Source organism: Mycobacterium bulgaricum, assembly GCF_041287165.2.
Lineage (GTDB): Bacteria > Actinomycetota > Actinomycetes > Mycobacteriales > Mycobacteriaceae > Mycobacterium > Mycobacterium bulgaricum.
This window is the reverse complement of the sequence record NZ_JBGGKV020000011.1, coordinates 114,143-135,213: the sequence shown is the minus strand read 5'-3', so window position 1 is coordinate 135,213 and position 21,071 is coordinate 114,143. Positions and strand designations below refer to the sequence as shown.

General features: G+C 65.2%; 14 protein-coding genes. All 14 read right to left on the bottom strand.

Annotation, left to right across the window (positions count from 1 at the left end):
• Positions 1-162 precede the first annotated feature (162 nt).
• Entirely contained in the window at positions 163-4,317 is a 4,155-nt protein-coding gene (gene eccCa / locus ACAG24_RS24050) for a type VII secretion protein EccCa (RefSeq protein WP_370475104.1), read from the bottom strand.
• Positions 4,318-4,438: 121 nt separating this feature from the next.
• On the bottom strand, positions 4,439-4,951 hold the full coding sequence (locus tag ACAG24_RS24045) for a hypothetical protein (RefSeq protein WP_370475103.1): 513 nt from the start codon (positions 4,949-4,951) through the stop codon (positions 4,439-4,441).
• A gap of 14 nt (positions 4,952-4,965) precedes the next feature.
• Entirely contained in the window at positions 4,966-7,506 is a 2,541-nt protein-coding gene (locus tag ACAG24_RS24040) for an EspK C-terminal domain-containing protein (RefSeq protein WP_370475102.1), read from the bottom strand.
• Positions 7,507-7,539: 33 nt separating this feature from the next.
• The gene (locus ACAG24_RS24035) at positions 7,540-7,860 is read right to left on the bottom strand and encodes a hypothetical protein (RefSeq protein ID WP_370475101.1); all 321 of its coding nucleotides are present in this window, start codon (positions 7,858-7,860) and stop codon (positions 7,540-7,542) included.
• An 821-nt stretch (positions 7,861-8,681) separates the two neighbouring features.
• Complete coding sequence (locus tag ACAG24_RS24030; RefSeq protein ID WP_370475100.1) at positions 8,682-9,014, bottom strand: hypothetical protein; 333 nt, start codon at positions 9,012-9,014, stop codon at positions 8,682-8,684.
• Positions 9,014-10,684 (bottom strand): PPE domain-containing protein, encoded by a 1,671-nt coding sequence (locus tag ACAG24_RS24025; RefSeq protein ID WP_370475099.1) that lies wholly within the window; start codon positions 10,682-10,684, stop codon positions 9,014-9,016. Before ACAG24_RS24025 ends, ACAG24_RS24030 begins: the two co-directional genes overlap by 1 nt.
• 4 nt (positions 10,685-10,688) lie before the next feature.
• Positions 10,689-10,997 carry a DUF2694 family protein gene (locus ACAG24_RS24020; protein WP_370475098.1) on the bottom strand — a complete coding sequence of 103 codons (309 nt, stop codon included), beginning with the start codon at positions 10,995-10,997 and terminating at the stop codon, positions 10,689-10,691.
• Entirely contained in the window at positions 10,984-11,292 is a 309-nt protein-coding gene (locus tag ACAG24_RS24015) for a type VII secretion target (RefSeq protein WP_370475097.1), read from the bottom strand. Before ACAG24_RS24015 ends, ACAG24_RS24020 begins: the two co-directional genes overlap by 14 nt.
• 62 nt (positions 11,293-11,354) lie before the next feature.
• Entirely contained in the window at positions 11,355-13,277 is a 1,923-nt protein-coding gene (locus ACAG24_RS24010; protein ID WP_370475096.1) for a DUF4226 domain-containing protein, read from the bottom strand.
• 284 nt (positions 13,278-13,561) lie between these two features.
• Positions 13,562-14,611 (bottom strand): C40 family peptidase, encoded by a 1,050-nt coding sequence (locus ACAG24_RS24005; RefSeq protein ID WP_370475095.1) that lies wholly within the window; start codon positions 14,609-14,611, stop codon positions 13,562-13,564.
• Between the two features lie 65 nt (positions 14,612-14,676).
• Complete coding sequence (locus tag ACAG24_RS24000; protein ID WP_370475094.1) at positions 14,677-14,799, bottom strand: hypothetical protein; 123 nt, start codon at positions 14,797-14,799, stop codon at positions 14,677-14,679.
• A 1,432-nt stretch (positions 14,800-16,231) separates the two neighbouring features.
• Positions 16,232-18,013, bottom strand: coding sequence for a CocE/NonD family hydrolase (locus ACAG24_RS23995; RefSeq protein WP_370475093.1), 1,782 nt, complete (start codon positions 18,011-18,013; stop codon positions 16,232-16,234).
• Positions 18,014-18,056: 43 nt separating this feature from the next.
• Positions 18,057-19,217 (bottom strand): acyl-CoA dehydrogenase, encoded by a 1,161-nt coding sequence (locus ACAG24_RS23990; RefSeq protein ID WP_370475092.1) that lies wholly within the window; start codon positions 19,215-19,217, stop codon positions 18,057-18,059.
• Positions 19,218-19,281: 64 nt separating this feature from the next.
• Complete coding sequence (locus ACAG24_RS23985) at positions 19,282-20,883, bottom strand: long-chain-fatty-acid--CoA ligase (protein ID WP_370475091.1); 1,602 nt, start codon at positions 20,881-20,883, stop codon at positions 19,282-19,284.
• Between the last annotated feature and the right edge of the window lie 188 nt (positions 20,884-21,071).

The following is a 21,071-nucleotide window of genomic DNA, read 5'->3' as shown; positions in this document are numbered from 1 at the left end:
AGGCCCACTGCTATAGGGGTCCGCGCGCTAAATTCCGCAGGGCCACCGAAACCACTGATGAGCTCAGTGAATGCCGGCACGGTTGAGCGAAACCTGGCGCTTTTGGCGCCCGCACCACGAAATCCGTAGCCAGGAGGCGCCAAGAAGTGACTGGCATCGGCATTAGCTCGGCCCCACCGGCGAGGAATGTCGAGCAGGTGTCGAGCGCACCGGTTCAGGGGTCCAGGCCACCAGCACACCCTCGGTGGTGCCGCCGGGCTGCACGTAGATGCCCTTGCCCTGGCGCTGCGGCTCGGCATAAACCCCGCTGATGATCGGTCCGTTCTCGCGGCGGCCGTCCAGGATGATCGTCGGCTGCAATCCGCCGGCCAGCCGCCCCAGAACACTGTTGCCCGACGCCTGGAAGCTCCACAGCTTGATATCGGCCGCGGCAATGATGTGCATGCCCAGCTGATCAGCCATTTCGACATAGCTGCTTAACTGCAGCAGCGGGTTCTCTGCCGAGTTCCACGACGTGATGTCATCGACAAAGACGAAGATCTTGCGTCCGGTCCAGAACTGGCGGCGCAGCATCTCCGTCGGACTAGTGCCCGGCGGCGGGGTGCGCTTGTCGAACAGCTCGGCCAGCTCCCCGGCAGCTTTCCTGATGTCCGACACGGTGTAGGCGTAGCGCGATAGCCACGTTTCTTCTGGCACCACGCCCATGTGGCGGCGGCGCGGATCGATCAACACGATGGTGGCCTCGTCCGGGGTGTAGTGGGCCATGACGCTGTGCATCATCGTCCGCAGGAACGCCGAGCGCCCTGACTGTGCGCGACCCACCACCAGCGCGTGCGGGTTCTCGGCGAAGTCGATGAACGCTGGACCCAGATCGGACTCCGAGAGACCGAACGGGACCAGGTCGCGCTGTGCGCCACCGTCGACCCGGGCCAATACCTCGTTCAACCTCACCATTTCGGGCAACCGCTTGACTTCGGCGAACTTCTCCACCCCGGCCACCCGGCGCACTACTGCGCCGACACCGCGAGCGTCGATGCGGCCCGACGGATCATTGGCCAGGACCGGCTCACCGACCATGATGTGGAACCCGGCGGCGCTCAGGCCATGTCCTGGCTTATTGGGGACCTCCTTGCCCCGGTTGACTGTGGGATCACGGCGGCCCAGCTCCGATTCCCGCTCATCGGTCATCCGCAACTCAATGCGCTCAGTCGACAGGTTCTTGACCTGGGTGTTGATCTTCGACAGGTAGCTGGTGTGGGTGACGACCGTGCGCACCCCGTAGTTACCGGCGCGCATCAACGACATCACCTGGTCAACCCATTTCGGGTTGGCGTCGTTGAAGTTGCCCCAGCCGTCGATGATCAGCACCACATCACCGCCGGCGACACCGATATCGGTCGGATTGGGGCCGAACTTCGCCTCCCGGACCTGCTCCATATCCAGACCGCGGGTGGCGAAAAGCCGCTCCCGCTCGTCGACGAGGCCGCGCACGGTAGCCAGCAAGCGGGTGACACCTTCGGTGTCGTGTAGAGCCGCGACGGCCGCCACGTGCGGAAGGTCATTCAGCGCGGCCAATTGCGGGCCACTGGCGGCAATGCAGTAGAACTGCACACGCTCCGGGCGGTACATCAAAGCGCCCGCGGTGATCATCGTCATGACGGCGTTGGTGTGGCCCATACGGGGAGCCCCGACAATGAGCGCGTTGCTTTCCAGCAAGTTCAGATAGCACACGTCCTGGCGGTGCTGACGCGGACGGTCCTCCAGCGCCACCGGCAACACCAGGCCCGGATTCTGGCCGTAGTCGACATCCCACGGCTTGCCGCGCAGCCGTGCCACCAGATCGTCGGCCGCTGGCGGGGCGCCCAACGGCGGCAGCCACAGCTGGCGCGGCGGGGCGGCCCCCGTCGCCTGCAGAGAGCCGATCACCGCGTCGATGATCTTCACACTCGCGGCCTCGGGCACCCGCGCCGGGGCGGCGTCGCGCTCAACCGGCTCAGCCAGCAGACCATCGATGTCGGTGGCCTCTTCGGCCGTGAAAGCTCGTGGCTCGAACCAGGTGCCGGCCTCCAGCGGTCGGCTGTCGTCGGGCCCGGTCTGCGGCACGAAGTCGGCTGACGAATAGAAGAATCGGAACTGGCGTGGCTGGCGCTGCGCCACCCGCAGGTAGGCGGTTCCCTCCGCGCCTTTCTCGTCGATTTTGGCGGCGATCCCCACACCGAGGGCCTCGCGGGAATCTTCCTCGGTGCCGGTGCGGCCGGCGATGGTGAAGCCGAGCAGCTTGCGGATGTCCCGCAGCTTCTGGGTGTCGACGGTCTGGCCGACCAGCTGCAAGAACATGTGATAGGCGCGGCCCTGGCGCATGATCCGCCAGAACAAGCTGCGGAACTTATCGCCCCAATCCCGGTCGCTGAGCAGCTCCTGATACTCGTCGGCGATGACCCACAGCACCGGCACCGGCGGCAGCGATGGATCAGTGAGCCGGCGCTGGTTGTAGACCGTCAGATCCACCACGTCGGGACCGGCGGCGTTGCACAGCGCGCCGCGGCGATCAAGCTCGCCTTCGAGCGCCTCATACATGCGGCCGACCAGGTGTCGCTCGTCGCCGAGGTTGCTGACACTGGCCACCACGTGCGGGAACTGTTCGAGCACGCCGGCTGCTGATTTCAACTTGAAGTCGAAGAACACCACATTGGCGACCTCGGGTGAATGGGTCAGCGCCATCGAGGCGACCTCGGTGATGATGCCCTCGGACTTGCCTGCGCCGGTCGTGCCGATGAACAGCGAGTGCATGCCCATGCCTTGCTGGCTGCCCTCTTTGAGATCCAGGTCCACGACCTGGCCGCTGTCATCGAGGCCGACCGGGAAGCGCATCCAATCGGGACCCTGGCTGCGGCGCGGGGACCACAGGCGGTCCACGTCGAGGTGGCGCGGGTCGCGCACCCCCACCGCGTCGAGCAGTGTGCGTTGCTGGTGGCCGGAATCGGTGACCGTGGTGACCCCGCCGGAGGCGCGGAAGCGGGCCATCGCCCGGGCGAACCGCTCCGCCGCGGTGATCGACAGCTGGTCGGCCTTGGCGTAGAACGCGTCGTCGAGCTCGTCGGAGGACAGATGCTCTTTACCGCCCGACGGAGTGAGCCCGGCAGGGAGCCGTTTGCGCAGCGCACCATCAACGAGGCGGTAGGTGGTCTCCGGGGAAAACCCGATCCAGCTTTTCGTGCTGAAGGCATCATGCGGCGAGGGCGGCGGCACCGTGGGTGCAAGACGCACAAAGCATGTGCCGGCATACCCGGCGCTACCGGTCAGGCCGGCCCAGTCCTCGGGGGTTCCGCAGTTGTCGTCGATGATCACCCGGAACGGCAGAACGCTGTTCCCCGGGCCGTGCAACCCGCTGGCCGGGGGTGTCCACTCGCTGCGCGGAAGCTCCGCCTCGTCAAAGAAGTTCTCCAGCTGAGCTGGGGAGGAAAACAGCAGCCGACGCTCACCGCAGCCGTCTCGCTTGCTGTGATGCTGCATATGTGGCAGCCACTTCGTCCAGTCCCACACTGACGGGGCGTCGCTGACCACCAGAATCTGGAGGTCAGCGGGGCTGTGGAACGCTGCGAGCTGACACACCATTGCCCTCAGCAGTGCGCGTGCCTCGTCCATGTCCCCGATGAACGAGACGCCCGCGAAGCGTTGGAGCCAAATCACCTTGGCCATGTCGTCGATGTATTCCTGCTCCAGCAAGAACTTGCGCAGGGCGTGACCGGTGGCCGGTTCGATCTGTGATGCCTCGGGGATCTTTGGCTTCTCGATCGTCATGGCGAGCTTGACCTTGCCGACCCCGACTCGGACCTCGCCGAATTCATCTGAACTCGGTGAGCGTTCCCACATGCGTTCGGTGCCCACCGCGGCCACGAGTTTGGCTGGGTCCCAATGGAAGTGCTCGCGATGGTCGAACTGGGCGCGGCGCTGGACCTCGATCTCATCGCGCACATCGTCCTGGCGGGCGAAGTAGTTGGCGCGGTACTGCCGCAGCTCACCCCAGGACATCTTCTGCGCGGCGCCGCGGCCGCGGAACAGCATGCCCGCCATGCCGATTAGCATCATGATGCCGAAAATGCCGAAACCCGATGCGAAGCTCCGCATTCCGGACATGTACATCGCGACGATAAAGCCGATCACACCGACAATCAGGACGATCGGCAGCACAATCCCCCACACACTGCGTGGCGGCGGGATCGGCGCCGGAATCGGCGGATCGATCGCGATCTTGCCGCCCGCCGTCGCGGGCGGGCGGGCAATCGGGCCAGGCCGCCGGAACTGTTGAGTGGTCACGTACCCAACCCTAACCCCGTCCAGGGGGCTATATCGGCGCCAATTTCACAGCGCCCGATAACCCAGAGAACCCACGATGCGGCGACCCCCATTACGCACCACGTGGGCGAGCCGAGCCCTGTCAGGGGCCCACCGGGGCAAGCCCGCCGAAACCACCCCCGGCCGCGCCGCCCGGATCAATGGGCGCCACGTCATCGACCCGGACCATCAGCCCGTTGTGGTCGTACTCCCAGTGCCAGTTGTCCGCGCCGGTGTTACTGACCGCACGGATGGTCGATGTGCCCGCCCCGCCGCTGGCCCCCGGAGCCGGCATCGGCTGCATAGTCTGTGCGACCGACCTGATGTCGGTGGCGCTCTCGGCGTCCTGCCCCCGAAGCTCGGTCGTGGCGGTTTCGGCCTTCTGAACTCCTTCGATTGGCTCCGGCGCCAGCGTCGCCGAGCAGTGCGCGACGTTCTCGGCCACCGCAACGGCCACGGCGTTGGCGGCGACGTCGATGGGCGAGCCCGCTGCCGGCATCGGCACCGGGCCGGGCTGGGCGGCCCGGCTCACTTCACCAGCGATCGACTGGGCCGTGCCTGTGACCGCCGCGGGTAGCACCTCGATCGGCTTCGCGCCCCCAGATACTGCAGGCATCTACACAACTCCCCTCATGCGGCCATCGTGGGCCATAGTTCGGCTTCCTTGGCGATATGCCTTGCCGTGTAGGCGATCTCGACATAATCCGGTGTCGTGCTGCGCCACCACGACAGCAGCTCCGCGGCGCGGGCCACGTTGTGGAAACACCGCGCATAGGCAGATGGGCCGACATCGCTGGCCACCCGGCCTGGCCGCTGGCCTGCGCTGTCGAGGATGGCTGCGCGCATCGCGACGTCAAGATCGGCCCACAACTCCTCCGACACCGGCTCACCATTCTCGATCGAGGTGGCGACCTGGCGAATAGCCGGAGGCACTTGGAAGCCCAGCAGCTCAGAGGCGCGCGAGAGGACCGTGCGCACGGCGGCAACGGTCAACGCCCACAGCTGTGCACGATCGACCACCCCGCCGGTAGTCAGGCGCGCATACTCAGGGCGATCAATGGTTTCCAGCCGATGAATCCGGGTTTCATCCAGCGCCGGCGGTGCCGAGTCGGCCTTGATCGGTGACGTGGCTAACGCGCAGTTCTCGATATGCCGTACACCGGCATCGCGCGCCACAGCGGCGTTGCCGCCATAGTCCGTCGACACTGCCACAGCCCACAACTCGACGTTCGGGTTGCTCGCCATGCACATCTGCCCGTACGCGGTCATCGTCTGAGCTGGATTGACCCAGCCGAACCAGCGGGCGTGAAAGTCCCTGTCCAAACCAGGATCTGAGAAAATCAGCCGTGCGGAACTGGGCAGGAACACCCCCGGCGGGATGAACCCGCTGCCCTCACTGCTCACTACCCACGCCTGCGGGCCTGACGGCGTCTTAAACATCCCGACGCACCAGTCGATGCACCCGTAGACCCGCGAGGCGTGCATCAGCTCGTAAACCAATGCCGACGCCTTATCGAGGAGCGGGTCAGGCGCCCCAGACCGTGCCCCAGCCACCGCGCCGGCTGCCGTAGCACCCACGCCTGAGGCGACCACGCCCGGCGGAAGCGCTGCCGCCTGGCCCGCGCTGGCGGGGGGAGCCGGCGGCGGCGCGGGCGGCGGCGCACCCGCAGCCGCTGGCGCGACCTGCCTGGGCTGCAAATCCGAGTTAAACGGAGGCAGCGGGCCAGCCGGCGCCGCCGCGGGCGGCATCATCGGCGCACCCATCGATCCCATATTTCCAGCCGGAACACTCCCCGCCGGCCCCGGTGACGCGACGTGCGCAGGCCCGCCGGCCGCCGACACCGGCGCAGGGCCGACCGAGACCGGCGCACTCGACGCGCCCGTAGTCGAACTCAGCGGCTGGGCCGGAGGTGGAGCAACCGGCGGCGGCAACACCGAGCCCGTGCCCAAGCCCGCACTAAAGCCGCGAGAGAAGTCAGACGAGCTCGCGGCCCCCGGTGCGCCACCGCCACCCGCAGCCGCAGACGGAAGACCTCCCGACGCCGGCGACACCGATGACGGCAGCGACGACGACAACCCGGCATTCGATGACAACGAGCTAGGCGACAAGCCACCGGTCCCCGCCGACGACAACCCGCTCGCAGACGGCGGCTTAAACCCGCTCCCCACTGAGCCCAGCGAGGAGGACCCGCCACCACCGCTACCGCCAGCCGCCAAAGGAGTCATAGGAGGTTGCATTGCGGACGGTGCTACAGAATCGAAGCCAGGTCGATCGCCCGCTGCACCTGGCGTTCCGCTTTGCGGGTGGGTGGGGTTTGCAACGCCCTCCGCTTCATTAAGTGGATTTCCTGCGTCCGCCCCCGCATCATCTGTCGCGTTTCCTGGACCGTCGGTGCCCGGCGTTCCGTCCTTCGCGGGCTCAGCGCCCCCAGGGCTGGCTGCATCCTGGTCACTTACTGGACCATCTAGTGAAGGCCGTTCCGCCCCCGGGCTTGATGGCAACGTTCCGGGCCCAGTCGGGTTGTCGAGGGCCTGGACGTTGTCGCCATTGCTGCCAGTTTCGGTGGTGTGGTCGGCTGGGGTGATCTGCCCGCCGCCGGGCATTTGAGCTGACGGATTACCGCCGATGTTTGCGGCCTGTTCTGCGATCGCCGAGGCGGTGTCAACTCCGAGCGCCTGTGCTTCTGCTTGGGCGGCGGTGATGACGGCTTCGATCGCTGCGTAGATGGCGGCCATGGCCGCGCCAGCGCCTAACGGCGACAGTGCCGCGGCTTGGAGCTGTTGCTTGAGCCGTTCGATTTCCTCGTGGGCCTTGCGGTCAATCTCTTCGAGCTGGCCGCGGGCATGCCAGATCAGCTCGGCCGTTTCTTTAACGGCTTTGGCCATGTCGCCGTACAGGTCCGAGTGGTTAATCACCGTCTGCGCCGTGCGGTAGGAGCGTTCGCACATCGCATCGATCATCTGCCCCGAATTGGAACCGCCCAGGTCGTCGGCGGCGCGGCGGATCGCCGCGGCCGACATATTGAGGTCGGCACTTTTCTTACTCAGCGCGTTCGCGGTCTCCGACCACGACTCCGGGGACGTCGACGGCCAGGACCCGCCAAGAATGCGCATCGAATACGGCCGGGTCGGCATCCCCGGGCCAGCGGCAACCGCAGCTGAAGCCGGCATCAATTAGAACCTCGCACTGGAGAACCCCACCAGCTACCAGCCGGCGCCGAGGTCGTCACAGATCGTCTGTGGACCGCCGTAGGCGACCATGCTGTCGATCCACGCTGCCTTGTCGTAGTCCTCCGAGGCACCGGGCGAGATGTTATTCACGAAAAGCCACAAGTCATCGAGGTAGCGCTGCGTCGTCCGTTCTAGTCGTGGGTGGACGTGAGGGTGATTCGCCATGACCGCTTCTGCACGGCTGACGAAGCTTTCGGTGTCGCTCTCAAACTTCGGCAGGCCGGCGTCGCGGCCGGGCGATCCCGGCGCGCCGAGGCTAATCCAGCCGTTAGAAACCTTGTTGTACTCGCTCATTAGCGGTCCGATGGCTGTGCACAGCGCGCGGTCAGCCGCTTCGGTGGAGGCCGGGTTAGATGACGCTGTTGGGTTGCCCGCCGGGGACGCTGCAGCGTCCGGGTTGTCGCTGGCAGCGCGGGTCGTCAGCGCCACTACCAGCGCGGATGCCGCCAAGATCACCGCGAGCGCAATGCCAGCGGCGGCAAGTGTTGTCCGCAGCCGTCCCGATCGAGGGGGCTGGAACACCGGCGGTGGAGGGCCTGGCGGCGGGCCGTAGCCGGATGGGCCGGGGCCAGGTGGCGGCCCGAAGGGGCCACCGTTCGGCGGCGGCACATATGCTTGGGTTTTCCCGCCCGCTGTCATATATCCAGGGTAAACGGCGCCGGTGGAGTCTGGCACCGCCAAATTTTGACCGCTCCGTCCGGCACCTCCCGTCCGGACACAATCGGTGTTCCGTTCACAGGCTGTCGGCGTGAACCAGCGCGGGACTATTGCCGGCCCGGCTCGCCCGTCGACTCCCCAAGACAGCACCGACGCGGGGCTTCCGAATTTGTGCACGGAGGGGTGTGGGCGCTGCGGTAGCGTTCGTGGTGGTCCGGTCGCGCCCCCCGAGGTCGGAACCGGAAGGGCCCGACTTCTCCCACCCTTGGTCGGGCCCTTCCACTTCTAGTCGTCAACGGCCTTTCTGGCCAACGCTTCTCGTCACCGCAGCTGTTCTGTGACTACCCGGGCGATTATCCCGCGTGTAGGCCAATCAGAGCGGCGGTTGGTGGCACGCTTGCCGGTCCGATTCCAAGGTATCGGCACTGGCTCAATGCTTTTCGCAGCTAGAACTGCGATCAGATATCGGTGATGCTGTAGTGGTCCCAGAACTCCTTGCGGGACAGCGCCATTGCCTCATTCGCGGCGGCGAACAGATCGTTGAGCTTCTTCTCCAGCGCCAGGTTGGTCAGCGATGTGCGGGCCGCTTCGTGGATGAACAGTTCCAGGAGGCGGCCGTCGTCGCCCAGGGTGAACCGCACATAGCCATCGGGGTCTTCAACCTCGGTGCGCAACGCTCCGAGCTCGGCGATCATCTTGTCGAGACGCTCCAGGGTCGCGGCCTGTTCCGCTTCGGAGAACTTGACCTTTTCCTCGTCGCCGAGGTCGTCGAATCCGACGCCGCCCAACACTAGGTGCCCTCCTTCGATCCGACCGTCGTGATACGTCGTATCAGGGGAGCGCTACTGCGCTGAGGTGTGTCGTCGTTGGGCGGCGGGTCGTCGTCTTTGCGGTCCGGTGCGGTCGACGACACTGCAATCCGGTCAGCGGTCACCTTGCCGGTCACCGATTCGGTGTGCGGACGATCTTTGCCCACAACCTGTTTGGGCTTTGCGTTGCGCTCGTCGGCACCGCCGCCCTGGCCCGCACCTCCCGGCGCGCCGGCCATCGGCATGCCTCCCATCGGCATCATGCCGCCACCCGGGCCCATCGTTGGGCTGACCGGCGGAGGCAATGACCCACCGGTGGGCAAGGTCGGCGGGGTGGGGTTGGGACCCGTGGAGGGCATCACCGGCGGTGTCGATGGTGCTCCGCCGGATGCCGGCGAGGTCATGCCGCCGCCGCCCCCTCCGCCGCCGAAGCCGCTCATATCGTCCAGGGCTGCATCGTCGAGGCCGAGGTCCTCGGTGCCGATGTCGTCGAGTTCGGGTTGCATCAACCCCGACAGCCCTTGAGTAGCCGCACCCATTGCCTGCGTTCCGGCCTGAATGAGCGATTCGGGTGCCTTCATCAGCGATGACACCGCGCCGCCCATCAGTCCGCCCGCCGCTCCGAGCAACGTAGGGATCATGCTGGGCAGCATCGAGGCCAGCTGACCGGCCATATCCTGAGAGCCGGGCTCTCCCGGTTTGGCTTCGCTCGGCAGGCCCGTCCCCTCCCCCGTCGCCGCGGCGGCAGCCGCCTCGTCGGCGGGAACGTCGGGGATACCGTCACCGTCCAGATCCACCTCACCGGCGGTGGTGGCCTCTGTGCTGGCGTAGTAGCCGCCGAAGCCTTGTGCGGTCTGGGCCTCCATCTGGGCTTTCTGCTCTACCGCGTTAGCCAGCGGTACCGCGTACATGCCACCGGTCTGCGCGTTGGCCTGCGCAAGGGTCTGCAGTTGGTGGTTCATCGCCTGAAACGCATCCGGACTCGGAATGTCGCTGCGCGCCTGAGCGACCTCCTGCGCGTGGCGATTGGCCTGCTCGGCGACCGTATCGGCACGCTGGCCGGAGGTTTCCAACGCATTGGCGTACTTGATCAGGTGCCCGCGCACCACGTCAGTAGCCACGGGGCTGTCCCAGCTGTCGGGGAGACTGTCGGCGACCAGCCGTACCGCGGCGGAGGCGTCACGGGCTGAGCCTGCGACCTGGCGCCATCCGGAGATGAACGACTCGCCGCTGGCGGGGTCGCCCGAGTGCACCGCGTTAGAGATGATCTCGGCGGGTGCCGCGGGGGGCGCGGCCAGCACTGGACGCGCGTCGGGAGGGACCGGCGGCGACGGGGGTGCCCAGCCCGACACGGAGGCGCCGTCACTGGTGGTGTTGAGGCTGGAGATTTTGGTCGCGTTAGCCGCGTCTTTGGCGGTGAAGCCCGCAGCGACGTTGGCCAGCTGCTCGGCGGTGGCGGCCAACCCTGCCGCTTGTTCGACCAGGACGCTGGCCAAGGTGGTGCCCGCAGTGGTGAGCCTGCCCGCGGCGCCCACCGACGCCGGATCGGCGGCCAGCGGAGGATGCTCGGGGTTCGCTGTCGTCAGATCCGACAGCGCGGCGGTGATCCGTTGCGCTGCCGAGACCAGTCCACTCGGGTCAACAGAAACCATCGGTCTAGAGATTCCTCAGTCGGTCACGGGCGGCGGCCAGGTCCCTTTCGGTGGGGAAATCTGCGTAGCAGACGGGATCGAGCTGGGCGTGCTCCATCTGCTGACGCAGAGCGACCTGCCCCTGAAGATACGCCACGTCGGCACAGGCCATGATTCGCTGAGCTAACTCGTGCATGTTGTCGCGCATGGCCTTGGGTTCGAGCTGAACGCCCAGGATGGACCCCTTGACCGCAACCCTGACCAGGACCGCATCGTCGGGGGTCCTGGCCAGGAACGCCTGCTCGCTCAGCGGCAGGTTGTCATTGCTGGTCAACTCGGAGGTTTTCTGCGTTGATTTCGTCGCGGGTGACGAAGTTGGCCGCTTCACGGCGCAACCCGATCGCGGCGCTGCGGTGGGTGTGTTCGTGGTTGAGCAGCGCGGCGTCGCGGTTGACCATCAAGTCCGACACCGCCGACTTGAACTGATGCATGATCGGGCCGAAGGTGTTGACCGCGGCGAGGATCTCGGCGCTGGCCTCCCTGGCGGGCGCAATCTGGTCGGCGACATCGTCGTGCTGGTTGGCGACGGTGCGCATCACCTCAGGGTCGATATGGATCGGTTCGGTCATCTCATAGCTCCTTCGATCTAGATATTGTCGCGATTTTTTGCCGCCGCGTCATACGTCAGCCGTTATCCGATGGGGGTGGGCACCGGTGCGCTGGCCAGCGGCGCTGGCTTGGCCGAGTCGGTGGCCGCAGAGGTCGGTGGGATTGGCACCGGCGCGGGGGCCGGGGTGGGCGCCGGGGCGCCGACCGCGCTGGGATCGAGCCAGCCCAGGAAGCCCGGGCTCGAAGCGATCATCGACGCAGGCACGACCTGGCCATCCTGGAGCGCCTTCACCGAACTCAGGGCGACCGCGTAATGATCGTTGAACACCGCGAGCATGCCGGCCGACAGGCGAGACGGATCGACCGGAGCGGTCACCGGGGTTCCCGGCGGGGGCAGCTCGAGGTGCTGTTCGCGATAGGCCTCCTCGAGTGGCTTGCCGTCGATGTGGGCCTTGACGGCCTGGGCCAGCTCCGGGGTGCGTGCATTGGCAGTCGAGCCGTCCGGCAGCGTGATCGCCGTCGGCGGCGGTGGGGGCGGGCCCGGTGCCGCCGGTGGGGCGCCCTCCCCGGGTGTGCCGGCGGGTACCGGCTCCGGCGGTGTGCCCGATTGCGGTGTCGTGGACGGCGGGGTTTCCCCGGGAACAGGCTCGGGTGCGTGGTCGTGCTCGTCCTTGCCCTCGTCTTCGTCGAGCTCGTCGTCCTTGTCCTTCTCCGACTCGACACCGGGGTCGGGCTCCTCCCGGCGGGCTTGCTCGCCCAGCTGGGAGGCCAGACCGGCCAGCGGCGCAGCAGCTCCGGTGAGGGCATCAAGCGGGCTGCCGCCACCCAAGCCGCCACCCGGCGGGAAAGCGCCCATCGCGGCCGGCAATGCGGAGGCCAACCCCGCCAGCGGGGCAGCGCCCATCGGCCCGCCCATTCCCAGATCCGACAGCATGGGATCAGGCATCGGCTCCATCGGCCCCAGCCCCGCATCCGTCAGCGCAGGGTCGGTCAGACCGGGATCGGTGGCCGGCGGAACCGCCGCAGGAGCGGGCGTCGCAGGCGCGGGTTGAGCAGGATCGGAGGGGCTGCCGCCCGTCTCGGATGAGGGGCCGTCCATGTCGTAGAGGGCGGCCAGCGCCGAGGCTGCCTTGGCCTGATCTTCGGCAGTCAAGGTCCCTGACTGAAGTACTTCGCCGATCGCGGCGACCTGGCTGCGCAGGAACTTCAAGAACGCCTGCTCGCCCGCCGGAGTGTCCAGCGACATCGCCGGGTTGTTGACCGCCTCGACGATCTTCTGCTGAATGTCGTTGAGCTTCTGCTGACCTTCGGCGGTCGTGGTCCGGGCGCTCAGCATCGCCTCGGTCAACTTGCCCTCGGCCTCGCTGAGTTGGCTGTAGCGGTCCTTCATCTCGTCGTGCAATTTGCGTACCGCGTCAGCGGTGCGCCCGGACTGCTGCTCGTCGGTCGCCACGCCGGGCTGGCTGCCCGGAGGTGGGGTGGCGGGCCGCTGCTCAGATCCCACGACGTCGCCGGTGGCGTTGTAGTAGGTGCGCGTGCCCGTCGCTGGATCGTCGACATAGGAGGCGGCCAGCGGCGCGACCTGCTGGCCTTGAGCGTTGACCGGCACGTACTGGCCGGCCTCGTTGCGCCGGAACTCCGGGAAGAACGGTTGACCCGACTTGCCGTCGCCACCGAGCAGCGACACCGAGCCGTCGTTGTTCATCACATAGGTGTTGCCGTTATCGCGATAGGCCAACGAACCATCGGTCGGTACCCGCGTGCCGTCGCTGAAGACGAGGTAGCGGTCCGCGCTCGGATCAGAGGTGTTGAACCGCATACCAGGATCGCCGTAGGCAGCTTGGGCCTTGTCTAGCAACGTATTCCAGTATGGGTCAGAGGGACTGATGTTACGGGCGAACGCTCCCCCATCGGCACGCCAACCCGGATCCCAGCCCATACCGACACCAGCGACCGGCTTGGCATGCCAGGACACCAATTCGTCGAATTTGCGAGCGTCGGTCACCGTAACCTCGCCTGCTTTAACGCCATTGGCGAATATGTGCCCACCATGACACTGAAATCAGAAGTGATCACGAGAGATTGTCTCTTCAAGATCGCGGGGAGCTGCGAACGCCGGTGGCCGCTCCGGGGTGGAGTCACCGCCGAAGACCTTCTTCGCCCGCGTAGCGAGATCCAAGATTTGACTGGCTTGTTGCTGCAACCCAGACTCCACGGCCATCCTTTCCTCGAAGGGATTGCTACGAGCCTAAAGCCGCGCCGATCTATCTCCGTGCACGATTTTCGGGCCTATGTGGCCACCGGACGGCGCGCGATAAACCCTGGTGGCATCGGCGCGATACGCACCACATCGCCGGTTTGAGGGGCGTGCACCACCTGCGTCGAGGAGATCGCCAACATGACATGGCCCGGGCCGCGTCCGTCATAGGACGCTTTGGGAAAGATCAGGTCACCCGCGCGGACCTCACCAGGAGGCACCGCCACCCCCTGGTTCACTTGGGTATACGTGTCGGGCCCCAGCTGCACCCCGGCTTGGCGCCACGCCCACCCCGTGAGCCCCGAGCAATCAAAGACCGAAGGCCCCTTGGCTCCCCATACGTACGGGCGGCCCAGCTTCGACAACGCTGCCTGGACCGCCTGCCCACCCCGACCAGGAGGGATATCGCGGCCTGTCGTGATACTCGGCGACGGTCGTCGCCCACCAGCCGTTCCACCACCCCTAGAGCGGCCACCAAAACCGCTGCTGCCCATCGGCATTCCGCCGAATCCCCCACCCATTTGCGGCATCGACATTCCGCCGCCGCCGAATAGTGAGCCGCTGCCCCCACCCACACCGCCGCGGCCACCGTAGGCCATCGACCGCAGCATCGCCGCCATCTGTGCGTCGCGGGTTTTGTAGGCCTGCACGACGTGTTGTTGTTGGGCGACGCGGTGGCGCAGGGCGACCAGGAGTGCTTTCTGGCCGGCGGGGGTGTTGGTGAACGGGGCCAGCCCATGGGTGTCGGCGGCGGCGCCGTTGACCGCCGTGGCGGAGTTGGTGCGGCCGGTGCGGTCGGAGCGGGCGGCGTCGTTGAGCTGGGTGCTTAGTGCCTGGTCGTTGCCGGCCAGGGTGTCCAGGGCGGGGCCCGCGCCGCCGGCGAAGGTCCAGTAGTTGGTGGCCAGCTGGCCCGAGAGCGGCGCCATTTGAGCTTGGCCCGAGCGCACTAGGTCCCCGGCGCTGGAGAGCTTGCTCACCGAGCCTGCTGCGGGTCCGTGCCCGGATGCCGGTGGATCGCCGAACAGTGAGTGCGCGCGGCCCAGCACCTCACCGACTGCAGCCACCACCGCGCCAACCGACACGACACCAGTATCAGCGACCCAGACCCACCACCCAGACGCAAAATCCGACGCGGGCTGTTACCGCGTCAGGTGTGTACGTAACCGCCGCCCTTGGTCGCGATGCGCACCTGGTCGAAGTGGTTCGCGGTGGCGCCGCCACGGCCTCCCATCGGGTCACCGCCCCCGGGGCCGTAATACATCGCTGACATCCGCCATCCGGAATGGCAACCGGCAGCAGCCCAGTCGCAGCAACGACCATGTTGGTTGCCAAATTGCGTGACATCTCCCATCGCAGCAACCAGCGTTGCTAGCGCGTTGTCACGGGACTGGCGGGCGAATCATTGTCATCTAAATGGCGGGTCCGAGAATCGAAACGTCAATCCGCTATCAGTGCCGGGCGGAGGGCAAGCCCCCTGGGACCTCTAAGTTATGAGCCGGTCAATCGTAGTTTCACACATATCGCAGAGTCTCATGTATGCAGGTCAGACGGCCCGCCTTGCCGACGCCGTGCTTCATGTGTCTCGTCCCGTTGCAGGGGTTTCGCTGTGTTTGGTTCACAAATCCGTTCACAGCGGTACGCGCGGCGTCGAACCCGCGACCACTTGACCCGCAAGGACCTTGAGGGTGTCTTCTGCTAAGTCGGCGCGTCTCATCCGTGCGGTTCAGACGCTCTTGCCGCCTCCGCAGTTTCGCCATATCTGCTCTGTCCAGGTAGGTCATACGACGATGCCGACGATTGGGCCCTCGACGAGCCTTCCCGTCAAGCGGCTCGTCGGGAATCTGCTCAAGATCGCCCGAACGCGGGCCGGCCTGCCCCAGCGCGAAGTGGCGCACCAGCCGATGGCCCAGTCCGCCGTTACGCGGATTGAGTCAGGTGCTCGGCAGCCCTCGTTAGGTGCGATGGCGGAGGTGGTGTTTCCGTGTGAGAGCTGCTCGGTAACGAGCGTATTCAGCGCGTTGACGCTTGCGGCACAACAGGATCCAATCAACACTTCGACCATGCTAGCCCGCATAGCGACCCACTGCTGGGCGAAGGCCCGTGCCGACTCGGTGGCCGATCAACTTCTCCGACGAAAAATACTCGTGACGCCGGTCCGAATGATACTGTCCTGCAACGTTTTTGATCAGCTTCATGGATAGTCGTCGTGCCGCTTCAATGTTGGCGGTTGGCCCGTGTACGACCTCGAGCGCCACCTGACCTCCTCAATCGCTTCCTCCGCGGTGGCCGAAGCCATCGCCGGCGGCCCACTGGCTGTATGTTACGGGCGCTCGGACGAACTTCTCGTCGTCGGGAGCCGGGAACGCCGAGGCTGGCCCGACCCACGTCAGCTGCCCGCGGTCTCAAATCTGACACAACCGAGACCGCGATCTGATTCATTCCGCGGGAGGGATGTGGGAGCAGCGTGCTGCCTGAACGCTCCGTTGAAAAAGGCGGTCCGTGTCCAGATCGACAAGCTACACGTGCAGCCTGTCGATACGCCCACCGCCGTCCGCCGACCCGAATTGCCAGTACGGTTAAATGTTTCGCAACTTGTGGGCGTCCCACCGCGAGGTAAGGGCCGCTATTGGCACAAAGCAAAACAACGGGAATGCTTGGCAGCGGCGTGAAAGTCACGGTCAAGCACTTGCCGTCAGCGTGCCTTAATCGGCCCGTGGAGTTCGAATTGGTGCGATGGGCAGCGTGATGCGCGACTCATATTGACTACCAGTGTGAATCTCGTGGCGACGTCCCGGCTGCATCGGATCCGGCGCTAGCCCGGGAAGAGGCGACGGGATCGGGTTGCGGCCGGAGATTTGCAGACGTAGCTGTTCACCGGCATGCCAGCGCATTGCGACGGGCCACAATGGAATCTCAACACAGATGGGCTTGGTCGTGGATATTTTCGACTCCGCGGTTAAGAGCAACTCGGGGTCGCTCTGGGGCCGCGAAGGATCTAGGCCTCGGCGAGAAGCTCGCAACATCCCGGTCGGCCCTGGATAGAAGGCGGATTGGACGGCGCTCACGCCAAGGCGGCGAGCTACGGGCATCCACTTGCGCGCCAATGGAAGTCCCAGATCGACCGCTTGATGCCACTGTTGGCGACCCTTGGAATCGAGCTTTTGTATCTGGAGGTAGATGTCGGCGTCGTCGTGGCCGTCGACTGACAGCCATATCGTTGCTAGTGGTCTGCCGATCACCTCGACGTCGTTGTGGAAGGTGTGGACGAAATTCACGTGTGGCGCGTTGCTTTGGAGGTCGTACCCGACAACGCCGTATTCGGACGGCGCCACGTGCTCCAGCGCAGTACTATCAGCGTTTAGGAACAGATCTTTGAAGGTCGTCCGCGCCGGAGGAAACTGATCCTCGATCCGATTTATCTCATCCTGGTGCCCTGGATCCAAGACGGCGAGCCGCACAGACGGGGTTGTCTCCCAGCCATTGTCGTGATCGAGCAGGTATCGATCGAAGAAGCGCCGCAGGTCGTCGGTCGCGGCGTGGCTGTAGAAGTCGGGCCACTCTTGCGAATTGTGCACACGCAGCCACTTCGGTCCCTCAAGGGCGGCCCAGTTATGCAGCGTGCCGGGCGGGTGAAGTGGATTGGTGTAAGAGGCCACTACGTAGGCAGGGACAGTGATCCGGGAAACGTCGGCAACCTTATCGGCCCAGTAGTCGTCGAACAGCGGATGCTCCTCAAGCATCGCTATCGGATCCTCGCGCAACTTGGGACCGTACATCTTTTCCCCGATCAGCGACACGAATGCCAGCGAGGGGATACCTCCACGCGCTATCAACTCGCGGTACAAGTCCCTAAAGCCTTCCCATGGCGCGATGGCGACCAGATGCGGGGGTCGCTGGGCTGCGATGTGCCACTGCGCTGCTGCTAGCCACGAGTTGCCTGCGATACCGAGCTTGCCTGAGCACCAATCCATGTCAGCGACCGCTTCGATCGCGTCGTGCCCGTCGCGGCCCTCGGCCGATCCGAAGAAGATCACGTCGCCTTCGGAATTGAACGCGCCGCGTGAGTCGACCTGTACGACGGCGTATCCGTGTCTGCACCAATACGCAGGATCGTTGCCCTCCCACGACTGCAGCCCGGATACCGCGCGGCGTGGGACACCGAAGTGGTTGGGAAACATCTTGTTGTTTCGCAGGTCCCAAAAGCCGGTCTGGCCCTTGCCGTAGGGAGCCCAGTTGACGATGGCCGGCACGGGTGTCGAGGCGACTGGACGGAAAACGTCGGCGTACAGCTTCACTCCGTCACGCATGGTCAGCGCAACATCCGTTTCACGGATGACATCGACCGGTAACGGCAAGGAGTCTTTGTGATGCCGATAGCCGGCAGGCAAGACCTCTGAGGCGCCTGGGTGGAAGCCGTGGTACCGCGATTCGGAATGCGAGAGCGGTGTCAGCGCACGCTTGCGCACGGGGCCGTCGTACGTCACTCAATTCCTCCTATGACGGGGGTGAGCCAAAGCTGACAGCGTCTTACTTGAGCAGTGCACGTGACATCACCATCCGCTGGACCTGGTTGGTGCCTTCGTAGATCTGGGTGATCTTAGCGTCGCGCATCATTCGCTCGACGGGGAAATCCTGGGTGTAGCCGGCGCCGCCGAACAACTGGACCGCGTCGATGGTGACCTCCATCGCCACGTCGGAGGCGAAGCACTTCGACGCCGAAGAGATAAACCCGAGCGCAGGCTCACCACGTTCGGCACGGGCGGCCGCGGAGTACACCATCAGCCGCGCCGCCTCCACCTTCATCGCCATGTCGGCAAGCATGAACTGGACGGCCTGGAATTCACTGACGGACTTGCCGAACTGCTTGCGCTCCTTGGTGTAAACGATCGCGGCGTCCAACGCGCCCTGCGCAATGCCGACCGCCTGTGCGCCGATGGTCGGGCGAGTGTGATCCAACGTCCGCAGCGCGGTCTTGAAGCCGGTGCCTGGCTCACCGATGATCCGGTCACCGGGGATCCGGCAGTTCTCGAAATACAGCTCGGTCGTCGGCGACCCCTTGATGCCGAGCTTGCGCTCCTTCGGGCCCACCGTGAACCCCTCGTCGTCAATGTGCACCATGAACGCCGAGATCCCGTTGGCCTTCTTGTACGGATCGGTTGCTGCCATCACCGTGTACCAGGTCGACTTGCCGCCGTTGCTGATCCAAGCCTTGGTGCCGTTGAGGATCCACCCATCGCCGTCCTGGCGGGCTCTGGTCCGCATCGCCGCGGCGTCGCTGCCCGCCTCACGCTCGGACAGCGCGTAGGACGCCAATGCCTCACCGGACGCGATCGACGGCAGTACCTGCTTCTTGAGTTCGTCGGAGCCCGAGAGGATCAGTCCCATTGTGCCGAGTTTGTTGACCGCTGGGATTAACGACGACGACGCGCACGCCCGCGCTACCTCCTCGATCACGATGCACGTCGCGACCGAGTCTGCACCCTGCCCTCCGTACTCCTCGGGCACGTGCACCGCCGCGAAACCTGACTCGTTGAGGGCCTTGAGCGCCTCCTCGGGGAAACGCGAATTCTCATCTACGTCCCTCGCGTGCGGGGCGATCTCCTTCTCACACAGCTCACGAAGCACTGCGCGTATCTCGTCGTGTTCCACAGGCAACTTGAAGACGTCGAACGACGCATTCCCAATCACTAACCATTCCTTCACTCTTGACGTGTTCGGCGGATGCAGTCAACGCGTGGCATGAGGCGTTCGACTAACCACCTATGCGCGCGGTCTGGTTCGCCCACTCGCGCTCCTTGAGGACGAACTTCTGAATCTTTCCCGTTGCGGTCTTGGGTAGTTCGGCAACGAATTCGATTTCGCGAGGCGCCTTGAATCGAGCGATTCGTTGGCGAACGTGTTCGATCAGCTCTGCCTCAGTGACCGCGACACCGGAATGTGTTACAACGAACGCTTTGGGTCGCTCACCCCATTTGGCGTCGGGCACACCGACAACAGCGACTTCGACAACGGACGGGTGACTGACCAACGCGTGCTCGACTTCGATTGTGGATATATTCTCTCCACCCGAGATGACAACGTCTTTGGCCCGATCCCGCAGCTCGACGTATCCGTCCGGATGCATCACGCCAAGATCACCCGAGTGAAACCAACCGCCGCGGAAAGCCTCCTCGGTTCCCGCGACATCGCGGAAATAGCCGGCCATGACGTTGTTCCCGCGCATCACGATTTCCCCTACGGTCACGCCGTCGGCTGCAACATCACTCATGTCCTCACCGACCACCCGCAGTGCATCGGCCTGAATCATCCCCACGCCTTGCCGTGCCTTGAGCTGGAAGCGTTCGACCGTATCCGCGGTAGGCCAAGTGTCCTGAATCTCGCAAATCGCATAGGGGCCATAGGTTTCGGTCAGTCCGTACATGTGTATCAATTCGATCCCAAGCCCCTCGGCCTTCGACATCGTTGTGGGGCTTGGTGGCGCACCTCCGGTCGCGACGATGACAGGCGTGGTGACCGGACTGGCTTCGGGGGCGTTGATCACGCCCGTGATGACGGTGGGCGCGCCATTGAAATGCGTGACGCCCTCGTCACGCAGCAGGTTCCAGATCTTGTCGGGGCGAACTTCTTCAAGGCAAATATGTCGGCCGCCGATGGCCGTCACCGCCCAGGCGGTGCACCATCCGTTGCAATGGAACATCGGCAACGTCCACAGAAACACGGAGTCTGTCGAATGGCGGCAATGAACGAGTACGCCTAAAGCGGTGAGGTACGCGCCTCGATGTGTGTACAGCACTCCCTTGGGTCGACCCGTCGTTCCCGAGGTGTAATTCAGCGCTATGGCGGAGTTCTCATCTTCGACCGTCCACGGCAGATCCCATGACTCTCCGGCCCGGCCGATGAATTCGCTCCACGACAGGTGCGTTGAGGCGGTGCTCGCGTCGGCACCGCTGGTCACGACGCATTCAATTCCTGACAGCGTCCGCAGTGCGGCGGCAGCCACACCGAGCAGGTCGGGGTGCACGAAAAGCATCTTTGCGCCCGAGTGTTCGAGGATGTAGCGAATCTCGTCGACAGCAAGGCGGGTGTTGATCGCGACAAGGACTGCCCGCGCCAGCGGGACGCCGAAGTGCGCGGTCAACATCTCGGTGACGTTCGGCAACAGCACAGCGACCCGGTCACCGCTGTCGATACCGGACGCGATGAGCGCTCGCGCCATCAATTGAGTCTGCCGTCCCAAATCTGCATAGGTTAAACGTCGGGTGCCGTCCACGACCGCGACCTTGTCAGCCCACACTCGCGATGAACGCTCCAGGAAGCTCAACGGCGTCAGGGCGGTCGCGCAAACGTCGGTCATGCTCGTGTCCTTGTCTTTTCCACTGGTGCTGCGGAGCGGGCGCGCCTGGCCAGCGTGACGACCCAAATCCTGCTTTGTGCAGCAACATTCACTGCTCGACTGTTTCTCACCCAGTTACTCACTTCGGCACCGATGTCGAATGCATCCAGATTGCAACGCGCAGCGAAATCAGGGCGAAACCTCAAGGA